Source organism: Actinophytocola sp. (assembly GCF_036002505.1).
Taxonomy (GTDB): Bacteria; Actinomycetota; Actinomycetes; order Mycobacteriales; family Pseudonocardiaceae; genus DASYTH01.
Genome location: NZ_DASYTH010000455.1, coordinates 1 through 22,371, shown reverse-complemented (window position 1 = coordinate 22,371; position 22,371 = coordinate 1). Strand labels below are relative to the sequence as shown.

At 72.0% G+C, this 22,371-nt stretch carries 29 protein-coding genes; 24 read left to right on the top strand and 5 right to left on the bottom strand.

Translation table 11 applies throughout. The features are described from left to right. From VGR06_RS40175 to VGR06_RS40165, 3 genes are all read right to left on the bottom strand, one after another. Nucleotides 1-1,077: hypothetical protein (locus VGR06_RS40175; protein WP_327564489.1), on the bottom strand; the 1,077-nt coding region annotated here is incomplete at its 3' end. Continuing rightward, the gene (locus VGR06_RS40170; RefSeq protein ID WP_327564488.1) at nucleotides 1,074-1,640 is read right to left on the bottom strand and encodes an RNA polymerase sigma factor; all 567 of its coding nucleotides are present in this window, start codon (nucleotides 1,638-1,640) and stop codon (nucleotides 1,074-1,076) included. The genes VGR06_RS40175 and VGR06_RS40170, both read right to left, overlap by 4 nt. Nucleotides 1,641-1,719: 79 nt before the next feature. Next, entirely contained in the window at nucleotides 1,720-1,908 is a 189-nt protein-coding gene (locus VGR06_RS40165; protein WP_327564487.1) for a hypothetical protein, read from the bottom strand. Nucleotides 1,909-2,178: 270 nt separating this feature from the next. On the opposite strand from VGR06_RS40165, the gene def reads away from it, so the two are divergent. The 11 genes from def to VGR06_RS40110 all read left to right on the top strand — a co-directional run bounded on the left by def (nucleotide 2,179) and on the right by VGR06_RS40110 (nucleotide 10,914). After that, entirely contained in the window at nucleotides 2,179-2,721 is a 543-nt protein-coding gene (gene def / locus VGR06_RS40160) for a peptide deformylase (RefSeq protein WP_327564486.1), read from the top strand. Beyond that, nucleotides 2,721-3,647, top strand: coding sequence for a methionyl-tRNA formyltransferase (fmt, locus tag VGR06_RS40155; protein WP_327564485.1), 927 nt, complete (start codon nucleotides 2,721-2,723; stop codon nucleotides 3,645-3,647). Before def ends, fmt begins: the two co-directional genes overlap by 1 nt. Before the next feature lie 220 nt (nucleotides 3,648-3,867). After that, complete coding sequence (locus VGR06_RS40150; RefSeq protein WP_327564484.1) at nucleotides 3,868-5,298, top strand: RsmB/NOP family class I SAM-dependent RNA methyltransferase; 1,431 nt, start codon at nucleotides 3,868-3,870, stop codon at nucleotides 5,296-5,298. A gap of 174 nt (nucleotides 5,299-5,472) precedes the next feature. Continuing rightward, nucleotides 5,473-5,976 carry a flavoprotein gene (locus tag VGR06_RS40145; RefSeq protein ID WP_327564483.1) on the top strand — a complete coding sequence of 168 codons (504 nt, stop codon included), beginning with the start codon at nucleotides 5,473-5,475 and terminating at the stop codon, nucleotides 5,974-5,976. After that, complete coding sequence (locus VGR06_RS40140; RefSeq protein WP_327564482.1) at nucleotides 5,973-6,956, top strand: asparaginase; 984 nt, start codon at nucleotides 5,973-5,975, stop codon at nucleotides 6,954-6,956. The genes VGR06_RS40145 and VGR06_RS40140 overlap by 4 nt, the downstream gene beginning before the upstream one ends. Nucleotides 6,957-6,993: 37 nt before the next feature. After that, nucleotides 6,994-7,215, top strand: a complete 222-nt coding sequence (locus VGR06_RS40135; protein ID WP_327564481.1) for a hypothetical protein — start codon at nucleotides 6,994-6,996, stop codon at nucleotides 7,213-7,215. Nucleotides 7,216-7,287: 72 nt separating this feature from the next. After that, nucleotides 7,288-7,935, top strand: coding sequence for a ribulose-phosphate 3-epimerase (gene rpe, locus VGR06_RS40130; RefSeq protein ID WP_327564492.1), 648 nt, complete (start codon nucleotides 7,288-7,290; stop codon nucleotides 7,933-7,935). 11 nt (nucleotides 7,936-7,946) lie between these two features. Beyond that, nucleotides 7,947-8,564 (top strand): riboflavin synthase, encoded by a 618-nt coding sequence (locus VGR06_RS40125; RefSeq protein WP_327564480.1) that lies wholly within the window; start codon nucleotides 7,947-7,949, stop codon nucleotides 8,562-8,564. Further along, complete coding sequence (locus tag VGR06_RS40120; protein ID WP_327564479.1) at nucleotides 8,557-9,795, top strand: bifunctional 3,4-dihydroxy-2-butanone-4-phosphate synthase/GTP cyclohydrolase II; 1,239 nt, start codon at nucleotides 8,557-8,559, stop codon at nucleotides 9,793-9,795. The genes VGR06_RS40125 and VGR06_RS40120 overlap by 8 nt, the downstream gene beginning before the upstream one ends. A gap of 187 nt (nucleotides 9,796-9,982) precedes the next feature. Next, nucleotides 9,983-10,480 (top strand): 6,7-dimethyl-8-ribityllumazine synthase, encoded by a 498-nt coding sequence (gene ribH, locus VGR06_RS40115; RefSeq protein WP_327564478.1) that lies wholly within the window; start codon nucleotides 9,983-9,985, stop codon nucleotides 10,478-10,480. Next, nucleotides 10,477-10,914, top strand: coding sequence for a PH domain-containing protein (locus tag VGR06_RS40110; RefSeq protein ID WP_327564477.1), 438 nt, complete (start codon nucleotides 10,477-10,479; stop codon nucleotides 10,912-10,914). Before ribH ends, VGR06_RS40110 begins: the two co-directional genes overlap by 4 nt. A 47-nt stretch (nucleotides 10,915-10,961) precedes the next feature. On the opposite strand, the gene VGR06_RS40105 is transcribed toward VGR06_RS40110, so the two are convergent. Together VGR06_RS40105 and VGR06_RS40100 are read right to left on the bottom strand one after the other, a co-directional pair. Then, nucleotides 10,962-11,162: a DUF6186 family protein gene (locus VGR06_RS40105; RefSeq protein WP_327564476.1), complete on the bottom strand. Its 201-nt coding sequence runs from the start codon at nucleotides 11,160-11,162 to the stop codon at nucleotides 10,962-10,964. Next, nucleotides 11,159-11,539, bottom strand: coding sequence for a hypothetical protein (locus VGR06_RS40100; protein WP_327564475.1), 381 nt, complete (start codon nucleotides 11,537-11,539; stop codon nucleotides 11,159-11,161). Before VGR06_RS40100 ends, VGR06_RS40105 begins: the two co-directional genes overlap by 4 nt. A 144-nt stretch (nucleotides 11,540-11,683) precedes the next feature. Here VGR06_RS40100 and VGR06_RS40095 point away from each other — a divergent pair, with 144 nt between their 5' ends. From VGR06_RS40095 to VGR06_RS40035, 13 genes are all read left to right on the top strand, one after another. Then, nucleotides 11,684-12,187, top strand: coding sequence for a Rieske (2Fe-2S) protein (locus VGR06_RS40095; RefSeq protein WP_327564474.1), 504 nt, complete (start codon nucleotides 11,684-11,686; stop codon nucleotides 12,185-12,187). A 141-nt stretch (nucleotides 12,188-12,328) separates the two neighbouring features. After that, nucleotides 12,329-12,532 (top strand): hypothetical protein, encoded by a 204-nt coding sequence (locus tag VGR06_RS40090; protein ID WP_327564473.1) that lies wholly within the window; start codon nucleotides 12,329-12,331, stop codon nucleotides 12,530-12,532. Between the two features lie 51 nt (nucleotides 12,533-12,583). Then, nucleotides 12,584-14,542, top strand: coding sequence for an excinuclease ABC subunit UvrC (gene uvrC, locus VGR06_RS40085; protein ID WP_327564472.1), 1,959 nt, complete (start codon nucleotides 12,584-12,586; stop codon nucleotides 14,540-14,542). Next, nucleotides 14,539-15,453: an RNase adapter RapZ gene (gene rapZ, locus VGR06_RS40080; protein WP_327564471.1), complete on the top strand. Its 915-nt coding sequence runs from the start codon at nucleotides 14,539-14,541 to the stop codon at nucleotides 15,451-15,453. Before uvrC ends, rapZ begins: the two co-directional genes overlap by 4 nt. 70 nt (nucleotides 15,454-15,523) lie before the next feature. Beyond that, the gene (locus VGR06_RS40075) at nucleotides 15,524-15,652 is read left to right on the top strand and encodes a hypothetical protein (protein WP_327564470.1); all 129 of its coding nucleotides are present in this window, start codon (nucleotides 15,524-15,526) and stop codon (nucleotides 15,650-15,652) included. A 6-nt stretch (nucleotides 15,653-15,658) separates the two neighbouring features. Beyond that, nucleotides 15,659-15,826 (top strand): DUF397 domain-containing protein, encoded by a 168-nt coding sequence (locus tag VGR06_RS40070; protein ID WP_327564491.1) that lies wholly within the window; start codon nucleotides 15,659-15,661, stop codon nucleotides 15,824-15,826. A 28-nt stretch (nucleotides 15,827-15,854) separates the two neighbouring features. Beyond that, on the top strand, nucleotides 15,855-16,817 hold the full coding sequence (locus tag VGR06_RS40065; protein WP_327564469.1) for a uridine diphosphate-N-acetylglucosamine-binding protein YvcK: 963 nt from the start codon (nucleotides 15,855-15,857) through the stop codon (nucleotides 16,815-16,817). A gap of 72 nt (nucleotides 16,818-16,889) precedes the next feature. After that, nucleotides 16,890-17,876, top strand: a complete 987-nt coding sequence (gene whiA / locus VGR06_RS40060; protein ID WP_327564468.1) for a DNA-binding protein WhiA — start codon at nucleotides 16,890-16,892, stop codon at nucleotides 17,874-17,876. A 340-nt stretch (nucleotides 17,877-18,216) separates the two neighbouring features. After that, on the top strand, nucleotides 18,217-19,221 hold the full coding sequence (gene gap / locus VGR06_RS40055; RefSeq protein WP_327564467.1) for a type I glyceraldehyde-3-phosphate dehydrogenase: 1,005 nt from the start codon (nucleotides 18,217-18,219) through the stop codon (nucleotides 19,219-19,221). Further along, nucleotides 19,218-20,534, top strand: a complete 1,317-nt coding sequence (locus VGR06_RS40050) for a phosphoglycerate kinase (protein WP_327564466.1) — start codon at nucleotides 19,218-19,220, stop codon at nucleotides 20,532-20,534. The genes gap and VGR06_RS40050 overlap by 4 nt, the downstream gene beginning before the upstream one ends. A gap of 127 nt (nucleotides 20,535-20,661) precedes the next feature. After that, nucleotides 20,662-21,447, top strand: a complete 786-nt coding sequence (gene tpiA / locus VGR06_RS40045) for a triose-phosphate isomerase (RefSeq protein WP_327564465.1) — start codon at nucleotides 20,662-20,664, stop codon at nucleotides 21,445-21,447. Between the two features lie 115 nt (nucleotides 21,448-21,562). Then, nucleotides 21,563-21,796, top strand: coding sequence for a preprotein translocase subunit SecG (gene secG / locus VGR06_RS40040; protein ID WP_327564490.1), 234 nt, complete (start codon nucleotides 21,563-21,565; stop codon nucleotides 21,794-21,796). A 103-nt stretch (nucleotides 21,797-21,899) separates the two neighbouring features. Then, nucleotides 21,900-22,247, top strand: a complete 348-nt coding sequence (locus VGR06_RS40035; RefSeq protein WP_327564464.1) for an RNA polymerase-binding protein RbpA — start codon at nucleotides 21,900-21,902, stop codon at nucleotides 22,245-22,247. The last annotated feature ends 124 nt before the right edge of the window (nucleotides 22,248-22,371 follow it).

Sequence of the window (22,371 nt, the reverse complement as noted above, 5' to 3'; positions counted from 1 at the left end):
GGCGACGGCGAGTCCGCCGGGCACCTCCATGGTCACGATCGACGCCGGGTTGGGATCGTCCGCGGCCGCGCGCAACGCCCGGTAGCCGTCGAAGGTGGTCTGCCCGCCGACCTGCGAGCAACTGGCGAACCCGTGCTCGTTACGGGCCATCATCACCCGGTTGCCGCCGTCATCGAGGAGGGCGCCTGGCGCCCAGCTTTCCGTGTCCACCACCGCCGTGGTCTGCCCCGCCGCCACGAGGCAATCGGCCAGCGGCCGGCCGCGGTTCGAGGTCCGGTCCGGGGCGGGCTTGGCGGGCCGGTCGACGACGGACGCGGCGGGCGCGGGGGCCCGGGGCAGCTGCAGCCACGCGTCGAAGTTCTCGTCGCTGGCGCCCGCCGGGCCGACCTGGAGTCCTGCCACGCCCGGCGTGATCGCGTGACCGTGGAGGAGGAACAGCCCGTCCTTCGCGGTCGCGGGCGCCTGCCATGCGGGGTTCTCTCCCTTGGCCCAGATTCCCTGCCACGACGGATCGACCACGCCGGCGACCGTGCCGAGCCCGGTTGTCAGCACGGCCCCGGTTTGCCGACCCTGGACGTAGGCGGGCGTCGCGTTCACGTCGGAGACGGTCGCCGTGGTGTAGGTCGTCTCGCAGAACAGTGGCTTGCCGGCGGCGCGCGCGGCGGTCACCTTCACCGGGCCGAAGGTGTAGTTGAACACCGGCTGCCAGGTTCTCCGGTTGGGGAACTGCGCGGCGCGGCCGCGCTGCTGCAGCGCGCGCCAGCAGCGGTCCAGCTCGCCGTCGGCCTCCGGGTGGTTCAGCGTGGCGCCGGCGGAGGTGGTGGACGGTGCGGTGGTCCGGGTGCCGCCGATGCCCCCGGAGGAGCCGTGGACCGACTGGGCCACGATCATCGCTCCGGCGGCCAGCACCGCGACGCTGGCGGCCACCGCGAGCGGCGGGCGGGCCCGTGCCAGCCGTGACGACCACCGGGGCGGCGCGTCCAGCCCGGTCATCACCTTGATCCGCAGCCGGTCCCTCACCTCGGGCGGCAGCGGCCGGTGGTCCGTCAACTTCAGCTCGCCCTGCTTGGTCATCATGACGTCTCCAACCGGGTGCGCAACCGTGCCCGGGCGCGGGAGATGCGGGCTCGGATGCTCGCCGCGGCCACGCCGAGCAGCTCCGCGGCGTCGGCCGTGCTCAGGTCGCCGAGCAGGCACAGCTCGACGGCCTCCCGCTCGGCATTCGGCAGGTGCTCGATGGCCGCGAGCACCTTGCGCAGCCGCCGGTCGTCGTCGACCCGGCCGGCCACCGTGTCAGCGTGGTCGTCCACCGCCTCGGCCACCGGGATGCGCCGCACCGCGCGGAGGAAGCGGCTGGCGTTGCGTGATTCGCTGCGGGCCAGGTTGGCCGCCACCGTGTAGAGCCAGGGCAGCGCGCTCTCCCGGACCAGCGTCACCTGGGCGCGCTTGCGCCATGCGGTGAGGAACGTCGCCGACGTGAGGTCCTCGGCCCGGCTCCAGGATCCGGTCAGCCGGTAGGCGTGGTTCCACACCGCCTCGACGTGCCGTTCGAACAGCTCGCCGAACGCCGCCTGATTTCCCTCGGCTGCCCGCCGCCACAACTCGCCATCGGTGATCTTCACGGGCACCACGCCAGGCATCCGTACCCCCGCGGTCTCGGCCTCGTCGAGGCTCTCACACCTACAAGTGCCCGATGCGCACAAAAGCGTTGCGTCCCAGTCACAGGCAGCCGACGGCCCGGGCCACGACCAGGGCCAGGCCCGCGGTGAGCACCGCGGCGCCGAGGGCGATCGCGACCGGCACGCGCAGCCCGCCGCTCGGGCCGGCGGAGAGCCGGCTCAGCACCCAGGCCCGGATGCGGGCGCGGACGTCGTTCGGCAGCGGGCGGCGCTCCGGAAGGTTCATCATGCCTGGAAGTGGCCTCAGGTGGGTGGACCGTGACATCGGGGGAGCGCGCCCGGGACCGGCGGAGCGCCACCCCGAGTGTCCGGTAATCCCGGTCTATTCACCCCACGCGGCCCCTGGCTGCGTTGTCGTCGGCCCCGTTACAACTCTCCGGTAGCGGGACCTCCTCCGCCTTGCCAGGAACCACGTGGATCACCAGCGCGGGGGAAAGCACCAGGATCACCGGACACTACACTGGGCGGCGCCGCCGTCCGTCGTACGCGAGGGAGTTCCGTGACCGTTCAGCCGATCCGGCTCTTCGGGGATCCGGTGCTGCGCACCCCGGCCGCCGAGGTGGTCGACTTCGACAAGGAGCTGGCCACCCTCGTGCAGGACCTGTGGGACACCATGGAGTCGCAGAGCGGCGCGGGTCTGGCCGCCCCGCAGCTCGGGGTGGGCCTACGGGTGTTCACCTACCACTGCGACGGCGCCGCCGGGCATCTGATCAACCCCACCTGGACCGCGCTGGGCGAGGAGTACCAGGACGGTGAGGAGGGCTGCCTGTCCATCCCCGGGCTGTACTGGGACTGCCGCCGGCACCGCGACGTGGTGGCCCGCGGCTGGAACCTGCACGGCGAGCCGGTCGAGGTCGAGGGCAGCGACCTGCTGGCCCGGTGCATCCAGCACGAGACCGACCATCTGGACGGCGTGCTGTTCGTCGACCGGCTCGACGCCGAGACCCGCAAGGCCGCCATGGCCGCCATTCGGGAAGCCGACTGGTTCGACGGCGCGCTGCCGGTGATCAAGGAGAATCCGATCTTCGGGCGGGTCGTCTGATGCGGTTGGTGTTCGCCGGGACGCCGGCGCCCGCCCTGCCGTCGTTGCGGGCGTTGCTGGAGTCCGGGCGGCACGAGGTGGTGGCCGTGGTGACCCGGCCGGACGCGCCGGCCGGGCGCGGGCGGCACGTGGTGCGCTCGCCGGTGGCGGCGCTGGCCGACGAGCGCGGGCTGGAGGTGCTGACCCCGCCCAAGGCCTCCGATCCGGAGTTCCAGGCCCGGCTGCGGGCGCTGGCCCCGGACTGCTGCCCGGTGGTGGCTTTCGGTGCGCTGCTTCCCCAGTCCGCTTTGGACATTCCGCGGCACGGCTGGGTGAACCTGCACTTCTCGCTGCTGCCGGCGTGGCGCGGCGCGGCGCCGGTGCAGGCCGCGGTCCGCGCCGGCGACGAGATCACCGGGGCGAGCACGTTCCGGATCGTCAAGGCGATGGACGCCGGACCGGTGTTCGGTGTGGTCACCGAGCCCATCCAGGACCACGACACCGCGGGTGACCTGCTGGACCGGCTCGCCGTCACCGGAGCCAAGCTCCTGGTGTCCACTGTGGACGGTATCGGGGACGGTGCGCTGACCCCGGTGGAGCAGCCGGCCGAGGGGGTCAGCTACGCGCCCAAGGTCACGGTCGAGGACGCCCGGGTGGACTTCACCGCGCCGGCGTTCGCGGTCGACCGGCTGGTCCGGGCCATGACCCCGGAGCCGGGCGCCTGGGCGGAGTTCCGCGGCGCGCGGGTGAAGCTCGGCCCGGTCACGCCGGAACCCGGTGACGCGCTCGCTGCGGGCGAGCTTTCCGTGCAGCGCAAGCAGGTCCTGGCCGGCACCGGCACCGGCCCGGTGCGCCTGGGCGACGTGCAGGCCCAGGGCAAGAAGCGGATGCCGGCCACGGATTGGGCCCGCGGCGTGCGGGTCGAGCCGGGGGAGCGGCTCTCATGACCGCCCCCGCGTGTTGGCGCGTGGCGTCGCCATGTTGGCCCGGGGCGTCGGTGTGTTGGCGTCCTGCGTGCTGCGCCGAAGGGCTCCGGGTGCGACGTGACGGATCCCGGCGGCCAGCACACACGCGTCACCTGCCAACTCACCTACGCCAGGTGCCAACACATCGACGTGAGGCGCCAACACGGCGACGTGAGGCGCCAACACGGCGGGAGGTGAGGGCGTGACCCAGCCGGGGCGGCGCTCCACCAAGCCTTCCGGGCCGCGGCGGCCGCATCCGCCGCGGCGCAACGGCCAGCCGCGGCGCCCACCCGTGGACGATCCGGCCCGCCGGGCGGCGCTGGACACGCTGCGCGCGGTGCGGCACCGCGACGCCTACGCGAACCTGCTGCTGCCGCAGTTGTTGCGGGAACGGCGGATCACCGGCCGGGACGCGGCCCTGGCCACCGAGCTCACCTACGGCGCGTGCCGCCTGCAGGGGCTGCTGGATCAGGTGCTGGCCGCCTGTGTCGACCGCCCACTGTCCAAAGTGGAGCCTGAGCTGCTGGACGCGCTGCGGCTGGGCGCCTACCAGCTGCTGCGCACCCGGATTCCGGCGCACGCGGCGGTCGACTCGACGGTCGACCTGGTGCGCGCCGAGCAGGGCTCCCGGGTCGCCGGGTTCGTCAACGCCGTGCTGCGCAAGGTTTCCGAGCACGACGAGGCGGCCTGGGTGGCCGAGCTGGCGCCCGACCCGGAGCAGGATCCGGTGGGGTACCAGGGGGTGCGGACCGCGCATCCGCGCTGGGTGGCCCGGGCGTTCGCCGACGCCCTCGGTGACACGCAGACGGAGCTGGCCGCCGCACTCGCCGCCGACAACGAGCGGCCGGTGGTGCACCTGGTCGCCCGCCCGGGCGAGGTGAGCGCCGACGAGCTGGCCGCGATGACCGGCGGGGAGGTCGCGCCGTACTCGCCGTACGGGGTTCGGCTCGACGCCGGCGCCGGGGACCCGGGCGACCTGGATCCGGTGCGGGAACGGTTGGCCGCCGTGCAGGACGAGGGCAGCCAGCTCTGCGCCCTGGCCCTGACCCGCGTGCCGGTCGGCGGGCCGGACCTGCGCTGGCTGGATCTGTGCGCCGGCCCGGGCGGCAAGGCGGCGCTGCTCGGCGCGCTCGCCGGGATCGCCGGCGGAACCGTTGACGCCGTGGAGAAAGCCCCGCACCGGGCCAGGCTGGTCGAGCACGCCACCGACGGTCTCCCGGTCACCGTGCACGTCGCCGACGGCCGGGACGCCGGGCTGGAACCCGGTTCCTACGACCGGGTGCTGGTGGACGCGCCGTGCACCGGCCTCGGCGCGCTGCGGCGGCGGCCCGAGGCGCGCTGGCGGCGGCAGCCCTCGGACGTGGGCGACCTGACCCGGCTCCAGCGTGACCTGCTGGTAGCCGCCGTGGAGCTGACCCGGCCCGGCGGGGTCGTGGCCTACGTGGTGTGCTCGCCACACCTGGCCGAGACCGTCGGCGTGGTGTCCGACGTCGTCCGCCGCACCGGCGTGACTCCCTTGGATGCCACCGAGTTCTTCCCCGGCGTGCCCGATCTCGGCGCCGGCCCCTACGTGCAGCTCTGGCCGCACCGGCACGCCACCGACGCCATGTTCTGCGCGATTCTCCGGGCATGAGCTTGCGAATGCCCGGGCGAGGGAGTTGGCCCACCGCGACGAGGTGGGCCCGAGGAACTGGGGTCTGGGGGCTTGCCCCCAGTGGAACACGGTCTGCCCGAGGAGTGGTCTGGTGACCCACCGCCCGAGGCGACCCATGGCCATGGCCAACATTCCTGAGCTGGACAACACGAAATGAGGACGCTCGGCCTGGTGGCGTCCGGGGGCGGCGGCGCGGAGTCGCGGCTGCGCGTGGAGGTCGCCGAGCCGGCCGTGCGCCGCGGCTGGCGGCTGGCGGTCACCCTCACCCCGACGGCCGCGCGCTGGTTCGACGCCGCAGGCGAGGTGTCCCGGCTCCAGGCGCTCACCGAGCTGCCGGTGCGCAGTGAGTCCCGGCTGCCCAGCGAGCCCAAGCCGTACCCGATGCCGGACGCCTTCCTGTTCGTCCCGGCCACCGCCAACTCGCTGGCCAAGCTCGCCCTCGGCATCGCCGACAACCAGGCCCTCACCGCGCTGTGCCAGGCCGTCGGCGCACCCGGCGTGCCCGTCGTGGTCCGCCCACAGGCCGATGCGGATCATCGCCGCCACCCCGCCTTCGCCCGGCACCTCGCGACGCTCCGCCACGCCGGCGTGTGCGTGTCCGACGCGCCCCCCGAGGACCCCTGGGAGCCGCTGCTCGACCTCCTGGAGCAGGCATGACGCCGCGGGTGGCGGTGATCGCCATGGGCGGCACCATCGCGATGACTCCGGACGCCGGTGGCGGTGTGGTGCCGACGCTGACCGCGGACGACATCGTGTCGGCCGTCCCGGGCCTCGCCGAGCTGGACGTGGAGATCACCGCGCGGACGCTGTGCTCGCTGCCCAGCGCCTCGATCGGGTTCGGTCATCTGCGCGAGCTGGTCGAGGTGATCAGCGCGGAGATCGCGGCGGGCGTCACCGGCGTCGTGGTCACCCAGGGCACCGACACCATCGAGGAGACCGCGTTCTTCCTGGACCTGACCGTGCCCGGGGACACCCCGGTGGTGGTCACCGGCGCCATGCGGCACCCGAGCCTCGCCGGCCCGGACGGCCCGGCCAACCTGCTCGCCGGCATCCGGGTGGCGGCCGGTCCGGCGGCCCGCGGGCTCGGCACGCTGGTGGTGTTCGCCGACGAGGTGCACGCCGCGCGGCTGGTCCGCAAGACCCACACGGCCAGCACCGGCGCGTTCGTCTCGCCCGGGTTCGGCCCGCTCGGCCTGGTCGTCGAGGGGGTGCCGCGGCTGCTCACCACGCCCGGCACCCGGAACTGCGTCCGCGTCGGGCCGGACCTCACCCGGGTCCGGGTCGGCGTGGTGCCGATGGCGCTGGGCGACGACGGCGAGCTGCTGCGCCGCGTGGGCGCCGGGTTCGACGGTCTGGTGCTGGCCGGGGTCGGCGCCGGGCACGTGCCGGAGTCGGTGGTGCCGGTGGTGGCCGAGGTTGCCGCCCGGGTGCCGGTGGTGCTCGCCTCGCGGGCCGGCGCCGGGGCCATGCTCACCCGCACCTACTCCTACCCGGGCTCTGAGCTGGACCTGATCGGCCGCGGTCTGGTCCCGTCCGGCTTCCTCGACCCCTACAAGGCGCGCATCCTGCTGCACCTCCTGCTCGCCGCGAACGCGACCCGGGCGGAGATTGCCGAAAAGTTCAGGCGGTTCGGCTGACCCTGCCATACTGCGTGCGGGATCTCTGGAGGACGCGATGCCGATCTTCGGTGGGCTGGCCCTGCTCCTGCTTGTGTTGGCACTGTGGGTGTTCTTCCGCCCGCAGCACACCGGCCCGGTGGTACGCCCCAACCCGCCGAGACGCGTGGTGGCGGTCAACCCGGACGATCATGAGGAGTTCCTGCGCCGCTGCCGGGAGCGCGTCGAGCAGCAGCGCCGGGCCGCACGCGAACGCCGTACGACCGGGGACGAGAGTTAGCTCATCCGTCTCTGCCGGCTTAATTCGGCGTTGAGTGTGTGCGCCTAAGCTCAGTACGTGAGCGGAGGACCAATGATCGCGCCGAGCATCCTGTCCGCCGACTTCGCCCGGCTCGCCGACGAGGCCGCGGCGGTGCGCGGCGCGGACTGGCTGCACGTCGACGTCATGGACGGGCACTTCGTGCCGAACCTCACGATCGGGCTGCCCGTGGTCGAGGCGCTGGCCCGGGTGACCGGCATCCCGCTCGACTGCCACCTCATGATCGACGACCCGGACACCTGGGCGGTCCGCTACGCCGAGGCCGGCGTGCACAACGTGACCGTGCACGTCGAGGCCGCGGCCGATCCGGTCATGATCGCCAAGAACCTGCGCGCCGCGGGGGCCAGGGCCGGCCTGTCGGTCAAGCCGGGAACCCCCCTCGAACCGTATGTGGAATTGCTCCGGCACTACGACACGTTGCTGGTGATGTCGGTGGAACCCGGGTTCGGCGGGCAGAAGTTCCTGCCCGAGGTGCTGGAGAAGGTGCGCACGGCCCGCCGGCTGGTGGACCGCGGCGAGCTCAGCGTGCTGGTGGAGATCGACGGCGGGATCAACGAGGACACCATCGGGCAGGCCGCCGAGGCCGGGGTGGACTGCTTCGTCGCAGGGTCGGCGGTGTACGGGGCGCACGATCCGGCCGCGATGGTGGCCGAACTGCGCAAACTCGCCACATCTAACTAGAGGAGGCACCGGTGTTCACCGGGATCGTGGAGGAGCTCGGGGAGATCACCTCCGTCGAGACGCTGCCCGACGCGGCGCGGCTCACCGTGCGCGGCCCGCTGGTCACCTCGGACGCCAGACCCGGGGACTCGATCGCGGTCAACGGGGTCTGCCTGACCGTGGTCGAGGCGACGGCCGGCGGCGAGTTCACCGTGGACGTGGTGCACGAGACGCTGCGCCGCTCCAGCCTGGACAAGGTGCACGCCGGCGACCGGGTCAACCTGGAGCGGGCGGCCGCGCTCGGCCAGCGCCTCGGCGGGCACATCGTGCAGGGCCACGTGGACGGCACCGGGGTGCTGCTCTCCCGGGACGCCACCGGGCTGACCCGGTTCGCCCTGCCGCCGCGGCTGGCCCGCTACGTCGTCGAGAAGGGTTCGATCACCGTGGACGGCGCGTCGCTGACCGTGGTCGAGGTGACCGCGGACGAGTTCTCCGTCGCGCTCATCCCGACCACGCTGAAGCTCACCACGCTGGGCTTCAAGGAGCCGGGCGACCTGGTCAACCTCGAGGTCGACGTGCTGGCCAAGTACGTGGAGAAGCTGGTCGCGCCGCACGCCGGCGGGCCCGTCGAGGAGGCCGGCGTTGCCTGACTTCGCGAACATCGGGAAGGCGGTGGCCGACATCGCCGACGGCCGGCCGGTCGTCGTGGTGGACGACGAGAACCGGGAGAACGAGGGCGACCTGATCTTCGCCGCGGAGAAGGCGACGCCGGAGCTGCTGGCGTTCATGGTGCGCTACACATCCGGCTACATCTGCGTGCCGCTCACCGAGGGCGACTGCGACCGGCTGGACCTGCCGCCGATGTACCACACCAACCAGGACCGCCGCGGCACCGCGTACACCGTCACGGTGGACGCGCGGGAGGGCGTGAGCACCGGGATCTCCGCCGCGGACCGCGCGCACACCATCCGGCTGCTGGCCGACCCGGACTCCAAGCCGACCGACTTCACCCGGCCCGGTCACGTGGTTCCGTTGCGTGCCAAGGAAGGCGGTGTGCTGCGCCGGCCCGGGCACACCGAGGCGGCGATCGACCTGGCGCGGATGGCGGGCCTGCGCCCGGCCGGCGTGCTGTGCGAGATCGTGTCCCAGAAGGACGAGGGCGACATGGCCCGGCGGGACGAGCTGGAGGTGTTCGCCGCCGAGCACGACCTGCAGCTGATCTCGATCGCCGATCTGATCATGTACCGGCGGCGCCACGAGAAGCAGGTCGTGCGGGTGGGCGAGGCGCGCATCCCGACCGCGCACGGCTCGTTCCGTGGCGTCGGCTACGACAGTGTGCTGGACGGCATCGAGCACATCGCGCTGGTCTACGGCGACCTCGCCGACGGCGAGGACGTGCTGGTCCGGGTGCACTCCGAATGCCTCACCGGGGACGTGTTCGGCTCGCTGCGCTGCGACTGCGGCCCGCAGCTCGACGCCGCGTTGGAGGCGGTGGCGCTCGAAGGCCGCGGCGTGGTGCTCTACATGCGCGGGCACGAGGGCCGCGGCATCGGCCTGACCCACAAGCTGCAGGCCTACCAGCTGCAGGACGACGGGCTGGACACGGTCGACGCGAACCTGGCCCTCGGCGTGCCCGCGGACGCCAGGGACTACGGTCAGGGCGCCCAGATCCTGGTCGATCTCGGAGTGAAGTCGATGCGCCTGCTCACCAACAACCCGGCCAAACGCAGCGGCCTGGACGGCTACGGCCTGACCATCGTCGACCGCGTGCCGCTGCCCATCCGCCCCAACCCGGAGAACCTCCGCTACCTGCGCACCAAACGCGACCGCATGGGCCACGAACTGTCGCATTTGGACACACTGGACGAGGCCGGATCATGAGCGCAAAACCGAGCGGGCCGGCGGTGTCTTCCCGGACGAGCAGCGCAGGTCGCGAGCGCCAGCGAGGGACCGAGCAGCGCAGGAGGGAAGAGACCGCGTCAAGGCCCGCTCACGCGAGCGGAGCGAGCTCAATGTCACTGCCCGCTCACGCGAGCGGAGCGAGCCAATCCAACACAGGGGCGGGCAGATGAGCGGCGAGGGCCGGCCCGAGGAGGAAGTGCCGGACGGCAAGGAGATCCGGCTCGCGATCGCCGCCACCCGATGGCACACGAAGATCACCAACCAGCTGCTCGACCGGGCCCTCGTGGCGGCCAAGCAGGCCGGCGTCACCGACCCGACCGTGGTCCGGGTGGCCGGCGCCATCGAGCTCCCGGTCGTCTGCCAGGAGCTCGCCCGCAACCACGACGCCGTGGTAGCGCTCGGCGTCGTGATCCGCGGCGGCACCCCGCACTTCGAGTACGTCTGCGATGCCGTCACCGCCGGCCTGACCCGGGTCTCCCTCGACGAGTCCACCCCGATCGGCAACGGCGTCCTCACCGTGAACGACGAAGACCAGGCCCTGGACCGCTGCGGCCTGCCGGACTCCGTCGAGGACAAGGGTTTCGAAGCCTGCCTGGCCGCCCTGCACTCCGCCCTGGTGCTCCGCGGCCTGCGCCAGCCCAAGACCGGGCTAGGTTTCCGGTGACCACCACCGTCACCTTCACCGCCCGCCCGCACCGCATCCGGCTCTTTGCCGTCCCGCTCGCCGCCGTCCTGGTCGCCGCCTTCACCGTCGTCGCGCTCCTTCTCAAGGACAGCAACACCGGCGTCCGCTTCCACACCTCCGACCAGGTCGCCATGGTCGGCATCGGCCTCGTGCTCGCCCTCGCCATCCTGTGGTCCACCTGGCCCCGCGTCCGTGCCGATGCCGACGGCATCGAGGTCCGCAACCTCCTCGGCCTGCGCCGCTTCGCCTGGTCCGAAATCCGCCATGTGAGCTTCCCCGACGGCGCCCGCTGGGCCCGCCTCGAACTCCCCGCCGACGAGTACATCCCCATGCTCGCCATCCAGTCCCTGGACGGCGACCGCGCCGTCGCAGCGATGCGCGAGCTCCGCCGCCTGCACCGCGAAGGGCGGTGAATGCGTCTTTCCTCTCGCCGGAGGTGAGGAAAGACGCCTGCACCGAGCTACCGGGCCAGGAAGTGCCAGCCGAGCCAGGCCCAGATCAGCACGGCGATGATCTTGGCGGTGCGGGTGCGTGTGATCCGGTCCAGCGTCTCGGCGACCGTGGCCAGCCGGTCCGGGCGCAGGTGCGCCGCGATGATCGCGGCGAGCGTGCCGGCGAAGATCACGGCGAAGCCCAGGATGACGAGGGTGCGGTCGGTCATCGGGTGATCAGCCGCCAGCCGGCCGCGAGCCAGAGGGCCCAGCCGAGGATGCGCAGCGGGCCGTGTTCGAGAACCGGGTCGAGCAAGGTGGACAGCGTCGGGTGGACCGGGTCGGCCCGGCTCCAGTCCGGCTGCCGCACGAACGCGAAGGCCTCCCAGGCGAGCCCGGCGACCACCAGGGCAGGCCAGAGCACCAGCCCGTGGCGGTCCCGCGGCGCCGGCTCGACCGGAGCCGGCGGTTGGCGGCGGAGAGCCAGCACGACCAGCACCGCGGACGGGATCAGGACCATGATCGTCGAGGGCCAGCCGTGGGTGGGGAACGCCGCGCCGAGCCCGGCGACGACCGCCGCCGCAGCTACCAGAAACACCCCGCGCACCACGGCAGATTACGGGTCGCTCTATTTCGGTCCTTAGGGAATCGACAGCTTGAGCACTGAACCATTTGGCGGGCAGGGTCGTACATTCGGGTGTATTTCTGTCCCTGCGCTCAAACGGAGCGTGACCGACAAGGGAGGATGCGCGTGACTGCCGACGAACCCACCACAGATCCGGTAACGGCCAGACCACGACGGGAGGTGCTGTGCGGCCTCGTCGTCGCGCTGCTGGCTCCGGGCGCGCTGGCCGCGGCGTGTGGCGACTCAGGCTCGTCGAGTGGGGGCACCCCGGGCGGCGGATCCGGCGGAACGGGCGGGGCGACGCCCGGTGACGGAGCGGGTGGCGCGGCGGGGACCGTGCTGGCCGCGCTCACGGACGTGCCGGACGGCAGCGGCCTGGTGGTGAACGGGAAGGGGCCGCGCAACGGCCCGGTGCTGATCATCCGCAGCGGCAGTGACGTGAAGGCCTACGACGCGCGGTGCACCCACCAGGGCACCACGGTGCGGCCGCCGGTGAACGGCCTGATCGTCTGCCCGCAGCACGGCAGCCAGTTCGACGCGACGACCGCGGCGGTGAAGAAGGGGCCGGCCAAGACGCCCCTGACCTCGCTCGCGGTCAAGGTCGACGGCACCAACGTGGTGCTGGCCTGACACATGAGAAGACGCCTTCGGGGTGCTGGGCGCCCCGAAGGCCTTTCATGCCGGCCGCGAGCCGGCGTCCAGCGATGCTCGAGCGGGCCGGACGAGCATGGAGGAGACCGTTGTGGCTGCTCGCAAGCCCGGGGGTGCCCGATGCGCAAACTCCCCATCTCCAACCGCGAACTCGAACGAGTCATCCACAAGGCGTGGCTCGATCTCCGTCAGGCCCGGCTCGATGATCATTTCGTCCGGATGGTCTGGCACGAGCGGCAGATGAACGAAGCCCTCGACGAGCTGTGTGCGCGCACGGGCTGGGATTCCGCCAAAACGCGGCCTGCCGCACACGCCGCGGCCTGAACCGGCTGACCGGCCGGCGAAACTGACGGTGCCCCGCCGTAGGCTTGCGGGGTGGCCGATCCGTCGACCTACCGTCCGTCCCCGGGGACCGTTCCCGACGCACCAGGCGTGTACAAGTTCCGGGACGCGACCGGCCGGGTGATCTACGTCGGCAAGGCCAAGAGCCTGCGCAGCCGGCTCAACTCCTACTTCGCCGACGTCACGCTGCTGCATCCGCGCACCGCCCAGATGGTGACCACCGCGGCCCAGGTCGAGTGGACCGTGGTGTCCACCGAGGTCGAGGCGCTCCAGCTGGAGTACAACTGGATCAAGGAGTTCGACCCGCGGTTCAACGTGCGCTACCGGGACGACAAGTCCTACCCGGTGCTGGCCGTGACGCTGAACGAGGAGTTCCCCCGGCTGCACGTCTACCGCGGCCCCCGCCGCCGCGGGGTCCGGTACTTCGGCCCGTACGCCCACGCCTGGGCCATCCGCGAGACCCTCGACCTGCTGCTCCGGGTGTTCCCCGCGCGCACCTGCTCGGCCGGCGTGTTCAAGCGGCACGGCCAGATCGGCCGCCCCTGCCTGCTCGGCTACATCGGCAAGTGCTCCGCGCCGTGCATCGGCCGGGTCTCCGAGGACGAGCACCGCGCGATCGTGAACGACTTCTGCGACTTCCTCGCCGGCCACACCGACCTGATGATGCGCCGCCTGGAACGCGAGATGACCAGGGCCTCCAACGAGCTGGAGTTCGAGCGGGCCGCCCGCCTGCGGGACGACCTCGGGGCGCTGCGCCGGGCGATGGAGAAGCAGGCCGTCGTGCTCGGCTCCGGCACCGACGCCGACGTGGTGGCCTTCGCGCAGGACGACCTGGAGGCCGCGGTCCAGGTGTTCCACGTGCGCGGCGGGCGGGTGCGCGGTCAGCGCGGCTGGGTGATCGACAAGCTCGACGTGAACGACATGCCCGGCCTGGTCACCCAGTTCCTCACCCAGTTCTACGGCGACCAGGCCGAGCACGCCGCGGAGGCGGGGGACACCGGGAGCGGGGTGCCGAAGGAGATCCTGGTGCCCGAGTGCCCGGAGGACATCGAGCCGATCGTCGAGTGGCTGTCCACCCTGCGCGCCGCGCGGGTGCAGGTCCGGGTGCCGCAGCGTGGGGACAAGAAGGCACTGATGGAGACCGTGGAGCGGAACGCCAAGGAGGCGTTCACCCAGCACAAGCTGCGCCGCGCCGGCGACCTCACCGCGCGCTCGGCCGCGCTGCAGGAGCTGCAGGACGCGCTGGGCCTGGACACCGCGCCGCTGCGGATCGAGTGCATCGACATCAGCCACATCCAGGGCAGCGACGTGGTCGCCTCGCTGGTGGTGTTCGAGGACGGCCTGGCCCGCAAGTCCGAGTACCGCCGGTTCGCGGTCAAAGAGGCGGCCACCGAGGGCGACGTGGCGTCCATCGCCGAGGTGGTGCGCCGCCGCTTTCACCGCTACCTCACCGAAACCAACGGCTCCGACGTCGCCGCGCCGAAGCCCGGCATCGACCCGGAGACCGGCCGGCCGCGCAAGTTCGCCTACGCGCCCAACCTGCTGGTGGTCGACGGCGCCGGCCCGCAGGCCAACGCGGCCGCCGACGTGATCGCCGAGCTCGGCGTCACCGACGTGGCGGTGATCGGTCTGGCCAAGCGGCTCGAGGAGGTGTGGCTGCCGGCCGACCCGGAGCCGACCATCCTGCCGCGCGCCAGCGAGGGGCTCTACCTGCTGCAGCGGGTCCGCGACGAGGCGCACCGGTTCGCCGTGGCCTACCACCGGCAGCGCCGGTCCAAGCGGCTCACCACGTCCGTGCTGGACGGCATCCCCGGGCTCGGGCAGACCCGGAAATCCGCTCTACTGAAGCATTTCGGCTCGCTCAAGCGACTGCGTGAGGCGAGTATCGACGAGATCAGCAGCGCCCCCGGCATCGGCGCGCAGACCGCGCAGGCGGTTCATGAGGCTCTGCTGGCGGGAACCCGGAACGGCAGCAAGGGAAGCGACGCATGACCGAGGATTCGAAGGACGCGGATTCCCAGCCCGCCACGGCGCACGGGTCGGGCGTCGAGGTGGCCGTGGTGACCGGGCTTTCCGGCGCCGGCCGCAGCACCGCGGCCAAGTGCCTGGAGGACCTCGGCTGGTTCGTGGTGGACAACCTGCCGCCCGAGCTGATCTCCACCATGGTCGAGCTCGGCGCCCAGGCCCGCGGCGCGGTCACCAAGGTGGCCGTCGTGATGGACGTCCGCAGCCGCGCCTTCACCGACGACCTCGCCGCGATCATCAAGGACCTCGACGCCCGCGGCTACAAACCACGGGTCCTGTTCCTCGAGGCCACCGAGGAGGTGCTGATCCGGCGGTTCGAGGCGGTCCGCCGCGGGCACCCGCTGCAGGGCGACGGCCGCCTGATCGACGGGATCAAGGCCGAACGCGACCTCCTCGCCCCGCTGCGTGAGGAGGCCGACCTCATCCTCGACACCAGCACGCTGTCCGTGCACCAGCTCCGCGCCAAGATCGAGGACGCGTTCGGCACCGACGCGGCCACCAGCACCCGGGTCACCGTGCTCTCCTTCGGCTACAAGTACGGCATCCCGATGGACGCCGACCTGGTCATGGACCTCCGCTTCCTGCCCAACCCCTTCTGGATCCCCGAGCTCCGCGACCTCACCGGCAAAGACCCCGACGTGATCAACTACGTCCTCTCCCAGGAAGGCGCCGAGGAGTTCCTCGACCGCTACCACGAGCTCCTCCGCCTCATCGGCGCCGGCTACCGCCGCGAAGGCAAGCGCTACCTGACCCTCGCCATCGGCTGCACCGGCGGAAAGCACCGCAGCGTCGCGATCTCCGAGGAGCTCTCCCGACGCCTGGCCGACGAGGACGGTATGGCGGTCAAGGTCGTGCACCGGGATCTCGGGCGGGAGTGAGGTGCGATGAAGGGGGCCTTCCTCACGCCCAGCGCGAGGAAGGCCCCCTTCATCGCATCCCGACCCCGTCGTGGAGGATGAGGAGCCCATCGCCCGGACTAAACTTGCCTGGCAGAAGCTGTCCGCCGCGGCACTGTCCGAAGAGGACTCTCAACGGCTGATCGCCGACGTCGCCGGCAAGTTGAGGAGCACGACATGAACGGACCTGTCCCGAGTCTGGCGCAAGAGCAGCCGTAGCAACGGAAACGTTGCCTGCGTCGAGGTGGCCTCCAATCCCGAGGCGGTGGCGGTACGGGACTCCAAGAACACGGACGGTCCGGTGCTGGCTTTCCCCGCGGCCTGTTGGGTCGCCTTCGTGGACGCCCGGCGTTGATCTCGAGCCAGCGCTGTAGCGTCATCGCGTGCGGTACGGGCTCAAAGTGGTGGCGTTGGGTGGGGGGCGGGGGCTGCACGCGTCGCTGTCCGCGCTGCGGTTGCTGACCGATGAGGTGACCGCGGTGGTGACCGTGGCCGACGACGGGGGGTCGTCGGGGCGGTTGCGCCGCGAACTGGGCCTGCTACCCCCGGGCGACCTGCGCAAGGCGCTGGCCGCGCTGTCCGGGGCCGGCGGCTCGACCTGGGCGCCGCTGTTCGAGCACCGGTTCGGCGGCACCGGGGCGCTGGCCGGGCACGCGATCGGCAACCTGGTGCTGGCCGGGCTGCTGGAGGTGCTCGACGACCCGGTGGCCGCGCTGGACGAGGCGGCCCGGCTGCTGGACGTGCGCGGCCGGGTGCTGCCGATGTGCACCGAGCCGCTGGACATCGAGGCCGACGTGGTCGGGCTGGACGAGGACGTGGCCGCGGTGCGCCGGATCCGCGGTCAGGTCGCCGTGGCCACCACGCCCGGCCAGGTGCGCCGCATCCGCCTGCACCCCGCGGGCGAGCCGGACGCGGCGCCGGCGGCCTGCCCGGAGGCGGTCAAGGCGGTCCGCGAGGCCGACGTCGTGCTGCTCGGCCCGGGCTCCTGGTTCACCAGCGTGCTGCCGCACCTGCTGGTGCCGGAGCTGCACGAGGCGGTGGTCGAAACGGCCGCGACCCGGGTCGTGGTGCTCAACCTTGTCCCCCAGCCGGGGGAAACCTCGGGATTCTCGCCGGAACGCCACCTGCAGGTGCTGTGTGAGCACGCGCCGCGGCTTAGGGTCGACGCGGTAATCGCGGATGCCGACTCGGTGTCCATCCCGGACCGGTTGCGACGGGCGGCGGGTGCGCTCGGCGCGCGCACGTGGCTGGACCGGGTGGCGGCCAAAGGGGCGCCCGAGCGGCACGACCCTTCGGCCCTGGCGGACAGCCTTCGGCGGGCGTTGGCTGAGGTCCGCGGAACCTGACCGGGGTGTCCCGCGTCCGCAGGGATGGTGGGATGTCCCAGGGGGCCGGGAGTTGAGGGAGGAGGAGTTCCTGTGGCGATGACCGCTGCGGTCAAGGACGAGCTGAGCCGGTTGCCGGTGTCCAAGACCTGCTGCCGGCGTTCGGAGGTCTCCTCCCTGCTGCGCTTCGCCGGCGGCCTGCACATCGTCGGCGGCCGGGTGGTCGTCGAGGCCGAGCTGGACACCGCGGCCGCGGCGCGCCGGCTGCGCAAGGAGATCCACGATCTCTACGGCCACCAGTCCGACATCCACGTGATCAGCGCCGGCGGCCTGCGCAAGGGCACCCGCTACGTGGTCCGGGTGGTCAAGGACGGCGACGGCCTGGCCCGGCAGACCGGCCTGCTCGACCCCCGCGGCCGCCCGGTCCGCGGCCTCCCGGCGCCGGTGGTCTCCGGCGGGGTCTGCGACGCCGAAGCCGCCTGGCGCGGCGCGTTCCTGGCGCACGGCTCGCTCACCGAGCCCGGCCGCTCCTCCGCGCTCGAGGTCACCTGCCCCGGCCCGGAGGCCGCGCTGGCCCTCGTCGGAGCCGCTCGCCGCCTCGGCATCCAGGCCAAGTCCCGCGAGGTCCGCGGCGCCGACCGGGTCGTGGTCCGCGACGGCGACGCGATCAGCGCCATGCTCACCCGCCTCGGCGCCCACTCCAGCGTGCTGGCCTGGGAGGAACGCCGGATGCGCCGCGAGGTCCGCGCCACCGCCAACCGCCTGGCCAACTTCGACGACGCCAACCTCCGCCGCTCGGCCCGCGCCGCCGTCGCCGCGGCCGCCCGCGTCCAGCGCGCCATGGAGATCCTCGGCCCCGACGCCCCGGACCACCTGACCGCCGCCGGCAAGCTCCGCCTCGCCAACCGCCAGGCCTCCCTCGAGGAGCTGGGCCAGCTCTCCGAACCTCCGATGACCAAGGACGCCGTCGCCGGCCGCATCCGCCGCCTCCTCGCCATGGCCGACAAGCGCGCCAAGGAGCTCGGCCTTTCCGACACCGAGTCGGCCGTCACCCAGGAGATGCTCGAGGCCGAGGTGTGATCACCCCGGGGAGACACACCGGTGGGCGGACTTTCGGGCAAAGACGTCGTACCTCTGCTGTATCTGGATGCGTGCTCCCGACACCTGTACCTCGGGGGCGCTGGTACGGGTGACGGGACGAGGGGCGTCGACCCGCCAGCGGAGTGGGTGAAGTGGATGATGATGGGACCCGCCTGACTGTTGGGGGTCAGGCGGGTCCCATTGTGTTTGCGCACCCTCGAACGTTCTGACCTCGGGCTGATTCGATACAGTTGCCTCGATGACACGCCGCGAGATCCTCCAGCAGCTGCGGCTAGGGTGATTCGCGGAACGAGCAGGCACTTGCACGAGGAGACGTACCGTGACGGTTCGGGTAGGAGTCAACGGTTTCGGTCGGATCGGTCGTAACTTCTGGCGCGCGGTCAAGGCCGGCGGCCACGACGTGGAGATCGTCGCGTTCAACGACCTCGGTGACGTCGCCACGATGGCGCACCTGTTGAAGTACGACAGCGTGTTCGGGCGGCTGCCGTACGACGTTGCGGCGTCCGACGAGGGCATCGTGGTGGACGGCAAGACGATCAAGGGCTTCGCCGAGCGGGACCCGGGCAAGCTGCCGTGGAAGGACCTCGGCGTGGACGTCGTGGTGGAGTCGACGGGTTTCTTCACCAACGCCGGGGACGCGCGGAAGCACATCGACGAGGGCGGCGCCAAGAAGGTGATCATCTCGGCGCCGGCCAAGGGTGAGGACCTCACGATCGTGCTCGGCGCCAACGACTCGGCTTACGACGGCTCGCAGGCGATCGTCTCCAACGCCTCCTGCACCACGAACTGCCTGGCGCCGCTGGCGAAGGTGCTGCACGACGAGTTCACCGTGGAGCGCGGCCTGATGACCACGATCCACGCCTACACCCAGGACCAGAACCTGCAGGACGGGCCGCACAAGGACCTGCGCAGGGCGCGGGCCGCGGCACTGTCCATCGTGCCCACCTCGACCGGCGCGGCGAAGGCCATCGGGCTGGTGCTGCCGGAGCTGAACGGCAAGCTGGACGGCTACGCGCTGCGGGTGCCGGTGCCGGACGGGTCGGCCACCGACCTCACCGTGACGCTCGCCCGGGAGACCACGGTGGACGAGGTGAACGCCGCGTACCGGGCCGCCGCCGAGGGCCCGCTGAAGGGCATCCTGCGCTACAGCGACGACCCGATCGTGTCCGCCGACATCGTGGGCGACCCGGCCTCGTGCATCTACGACGCGCCGCTGACCAAGGTGATCGGCAACCAGGTCAAGGTGGTCGGCTGGTACGACAACGAGTGGGGCTACTCCAACCGCCTCGCCGACGTGGCAGTGCTGGTCGGTTCCAAGCTGTGAGGTCTCTCGACGACCTGCTGGCCGAGGGTGTTGACGGCCGGCGGGTGCTGCTGCGTGCCGACCTGAACGTGCCGCTCGACGGCGCTGATCCCGCCCCCTCCGCCCGGCGGGCGGAGGGGGAAGCGGAGGCGGCCCACCCCCTCCGCGTGATCACCGATGACGGCCGGGTGCGGGCCTCGCTGCCGACGATCCGCAAGCTCACCGAGGCCGGCGCGCGCGTGGTGGTGACCGCGCACCTGGGCCGGCCCAAGGGGGCGCCGGATCCGAAGTACTCGCTGGCACCGGTGGCCCGCCGGCTGGGTGAGCTGCTCGGCACCGAGGTGCCGCTGGCGGCCGACCTGGTCGGGCCGTCCGCACGGTCCACAGTGGACTGCTTGGCGCCGGGCGCCGTGGCGCTGCTGGAGAACGTTCGCTTCGACCCGCGGGAGACCAGCAAGGACGGGGCCGAGCGGGAGGCCCTGGCGGCCGAGCTGGCCGCGCTGGTGGAGCCCGGCGGGGCGTTCGTCTCCGACGGGTTCGGGGTGGTGCACCGCAAGCAGGCCTCGGTCTACGACGTGGCGGCCCGGCTGCCGGCCTACGCCGGCGACCTGGTGCGGGCCGAGCTGACCGTGCTGCGCCGGCTCACCGGCGACCCGGACCGGCCCTACGTCGTCGTGCTCGGCGGCTCGAAGGTCTCCGACAAGCTGGCCGTGATCGAGGCGCTGCTGCCGACCGTCGACCGGCTGCTGGTCGGCGGCGGCATGTGCTTCACGTTCCTGGCCGCCCAGGGCCACGGCGTCGGTGACTCGTTGCTCGAGACCGACATGATCGACACTTGCAAACGCCTGCTCTCCGAAGCTGCGCTGTCCGCACCCCCGCCCCCCGGCGGGGGGCAGGTGGGGGGCGGCCCGCCCCCCACCAACAAGATCGTATTGCCCGTGGACATCGTGGTGGCCGACGACTTCTCGGCCGAGGCGAACACCCGGGTGGTGCCGGCGTCGGAGATCCCGGACGGCTGGAAGGGCCTGGACATCGGCCCGGAGAGCGTCGCGGAGTTCGCCGAGGCGCTGTCCGGGGCCGCGACCGTGTTCTGGAACGGGCCGATGGGCGTGTTCGAGCTGGCCCCGTTCGCCGACGGGACCAGGGGAGTGGCCCAAGCCGTCGCCGGGTCGGACGCGTTCAGCGTGGTCGGCGGCGGCGACTCGGCCGCCGCGGTGCGCCAGCTCAGCCTGCCCGAGGACGGCTTCTCGCACATCTCCACCGGCGGCGGCGCCTCGCTGGAACTGTTGGAGGGCAAGGAACTTCCCGGCATCACCGTGTTGGAGAGCAGATGAGCGGGCCGGCGGTGTCTGGACTGACGAGCAGCGCAGGGAGCGAGGAACGAGCGACCGAGCAGCGCAGGAAGGAAGACACCGCGTCAAGGCCCGCTCACGCGAGCGGAGCGAGCCAATGGAGCCCAGCATGAGTCGGCTGCCGCTGATCGCCGGCAACTGGAAGATGAACCTCGACCACCGGGAGGCCGTCCACCTGGTGCAGAAGCTGGCGTTCTCCTTGCCGGAGAAGTACTTCGCCAAGGTGGAGGTGGCCGTGCTGCCGCCGTTCACCGACATCCGCACCGTGCAGAGCGTGGTGGAGGGCGAGAAGATGCTCATCCGCTACGGCGCGCAGGACCTCTCCCCGCACGACTCCGGCGCCTACACCGGCGACATCGGCGGCCCGATGCTGGCCAAGCTCGGCTGCGCCTACGTGGTGGTGGGCCACTCCGAGCGGCGCGAGTACCACGCCGAGGACGACGAGCTGGTCAACGCGAAGGTGCGGGCCGCGCTGCGCAACGGGCTCACCCCGATCATGTGCGTCGGCGAGCGGATCGAGGTGCGTGAGCAGGGCACCCACGTCGAGCACTGCAACGCCCAGCTGATCGCCGGGCTCAAGGGCTTCAAGGCCGAGCAGGTGGCCGGCGTCGTGGTCGCCTACGAGCCGGTGTGGGCCATCGGCACCGGGCGGGTGGCCACCCCGGCCGACGCGCAGGAGGTCTGCGCGGCGCTGCGGGCCCAGCTCGCCGACAAGTACGGCGAGCCGGTCGCGGCCGGCGTCCGGGTGCTCTACGGCGGGTCGGTGAAGTCCGGAAACATCGCCGAGCTGGTGGCCCGCGAGGACATCGACGGCGCGCTGGTGGGCGGTGCCAGCCTGGACGCCGACGAGTTCGCTAAACTCTGTGCACTTGCCGCGGGCGGCCCACTTCCGTGAGCATGATTGCCGGCGGGTGATCCCCGCGGCAATGCCGACCTTTGGTCGAACTGGTCGAACGCACCAGGTAACCTGTGGCTTCGACCGCATTTCGGTGCCCAACAGCGAGGATGACATGCGTCTTGCCCTGCAGATCGGTTTGGTAGTGACCAGCCTGATCCTGGTTCTGCTGGTGCTGCTGCACCGGGGCCGGGGTGGCGGCCTGTCCTCGTTGTTCGGCGGCGGCATGCAGTCCAGCCTGTCCGGGTCGAGCGTCGCCGAGAAGAACCTCGACCGAGCCACCTTGTTCGTCGGCGCGATCTGGTTGATCTGCGTCATCGGCCTTGGTCTGCTGATCAAGGTCTTCTAGCCGGGGCCGGCCCCGCGTCTGGGCGCGCGGCCGGTGGGTGGAGACGAACCATCAACTCAACTAGCGATTCCTGCTGAACCACGTGGTGGGGGTGTGAAAGTCGATGGCCGGTGGTAACGCGATCCGGGGCACGCGGGTCGGTGCGGGACCAATGGGCGAATCGGAACGGGGAGAGTCAGCGCCTCGTCGCAGGGTGTCCTACTGGTGTGCGAACGGGCACGAGTCCCGTCCGTCGTTCGCGCTCGACGCGGATGAACCGGAATCATGGGACTGCCCGAGATGCGGCTTGCCCGGCGGGCGCAACCAGGAGGAACCTCCGGACGCCCCGCGTAACGAGCCGTACAAGACTCATCTCGCGTACGTCAAAGAGCGCCGCTCCGACGCCGACGGCGAGGCCATTCTGGCCGAAGCCCTGGCGAAGCTCCGCGCCCAACGCGGCGGCACCAACTGAAGCCAGCTACCCACCCCGGGTTGGCGTCCCACCCCGGCGGGTAGTTGCTTCCCTTCGACTTGTCGCGGGAACTTCCCGCGACAAGTCACGTTCCGGCTTGGCCTGGCGCCTGCCAACGCAACCT

Bases quoted from the DNA above. Each gene is read 5' to 3' on its own strand.
- VGR06_RS40165 (WP_327564487.1), bottom strand. From the start codon at position 1,908: ATGATGAACCTTCCGGAGCGCCGCCCGCTGCCGAACGACGTCCGCGCC.
- VGR06_RS40105 (WP_327564476.1), bottom strand. From the start codon at position 11,162: ATGACCGACCGCACCCTCGTCATCCTGGGCTTCGCCGTGATCTTCGCC.
- VGR06_RS40090 (WP_327564473.1), top strand. From the start codon at position 12,329: ATGCGCAAACTCCCCATCTCCAACCGCGAACTCGAACGAGTCATCCAC.
- fmt (WP_327564485.1), top strand. From the start codon at position 2,721: ATGCGGTTGGTGTTCGCCGGGACGCCGGCGCCCGCCCTGCCGTCGTTG.
- VGR06_RS40145 (WP_327564483.1), top strand. From the start codon at position 5,473: ATGAGGACGCTCGGCCTGGTGGCGTCCGGGGGCGGCGGCGCGGAGTCG.
- secG (WP_327564490.1), top strand. From the start codon at position 21,563: ATGCGTCTTGCCCTGCAGATCGGTTTGGTAGTGACCAGCCTGATCCTG.
- VGR06_RS40035 (WP_327564464.1), top strand. From the start codon at position 21,900: ATGGCCGGTGGTAACGCGATCCGGGGCACGCGGGTCGGTGCGGGACCA.
- VGR06_RS40170 (WP_327564488.1), bottom strand. From the start codon at position 1,640: ATGCCTGGCGTGGTGCCCGTGAAGATCACCGATGGCGAGTTGTGGCGG.
- rpe (WP_327564492.1), top strand. From the start codon at position 7,288: ATGATCGCGCCGAGCATCCTGTCCGCCGACTTCGCCCGGCTCGCCGAC.
- VGR06_RS40135 (WP_327564481.1), top strand. From the start codon at position 6,994: ATGCCGATCTTCGGTGGGCTGGCCCTGCTCCTGCTTGTGTTGGCACTG.
- ribH (WP_327564478.1), top strand. From the start codon at position 9,983: ATGAGCGGCGAGGGCCGGCCCGAGGAGGAAGTGCCGGACGGCAAGGAG.
- VGR06_RS40140 (WP_327564482.1), top strand. From the start codon at position 5,973: ATGACGCCGCGGGTGGCGGTGATCGCCATGGGCGGCACCATCGCGATG.
- rapZ (WP_327564471.1), top strand. From the start codon at position 14,539: ATGACCGAGGATTCGAAGGACGCGGATTCCCAGCCCGCCACGGCGCAC.
- tpiA (WP_327564465.1), top strand. From the start codon at position 20,662: ATGAGTCGGCTGCCGCTGATCGCCGGCAACTGGAAGATGAACCTCGAC.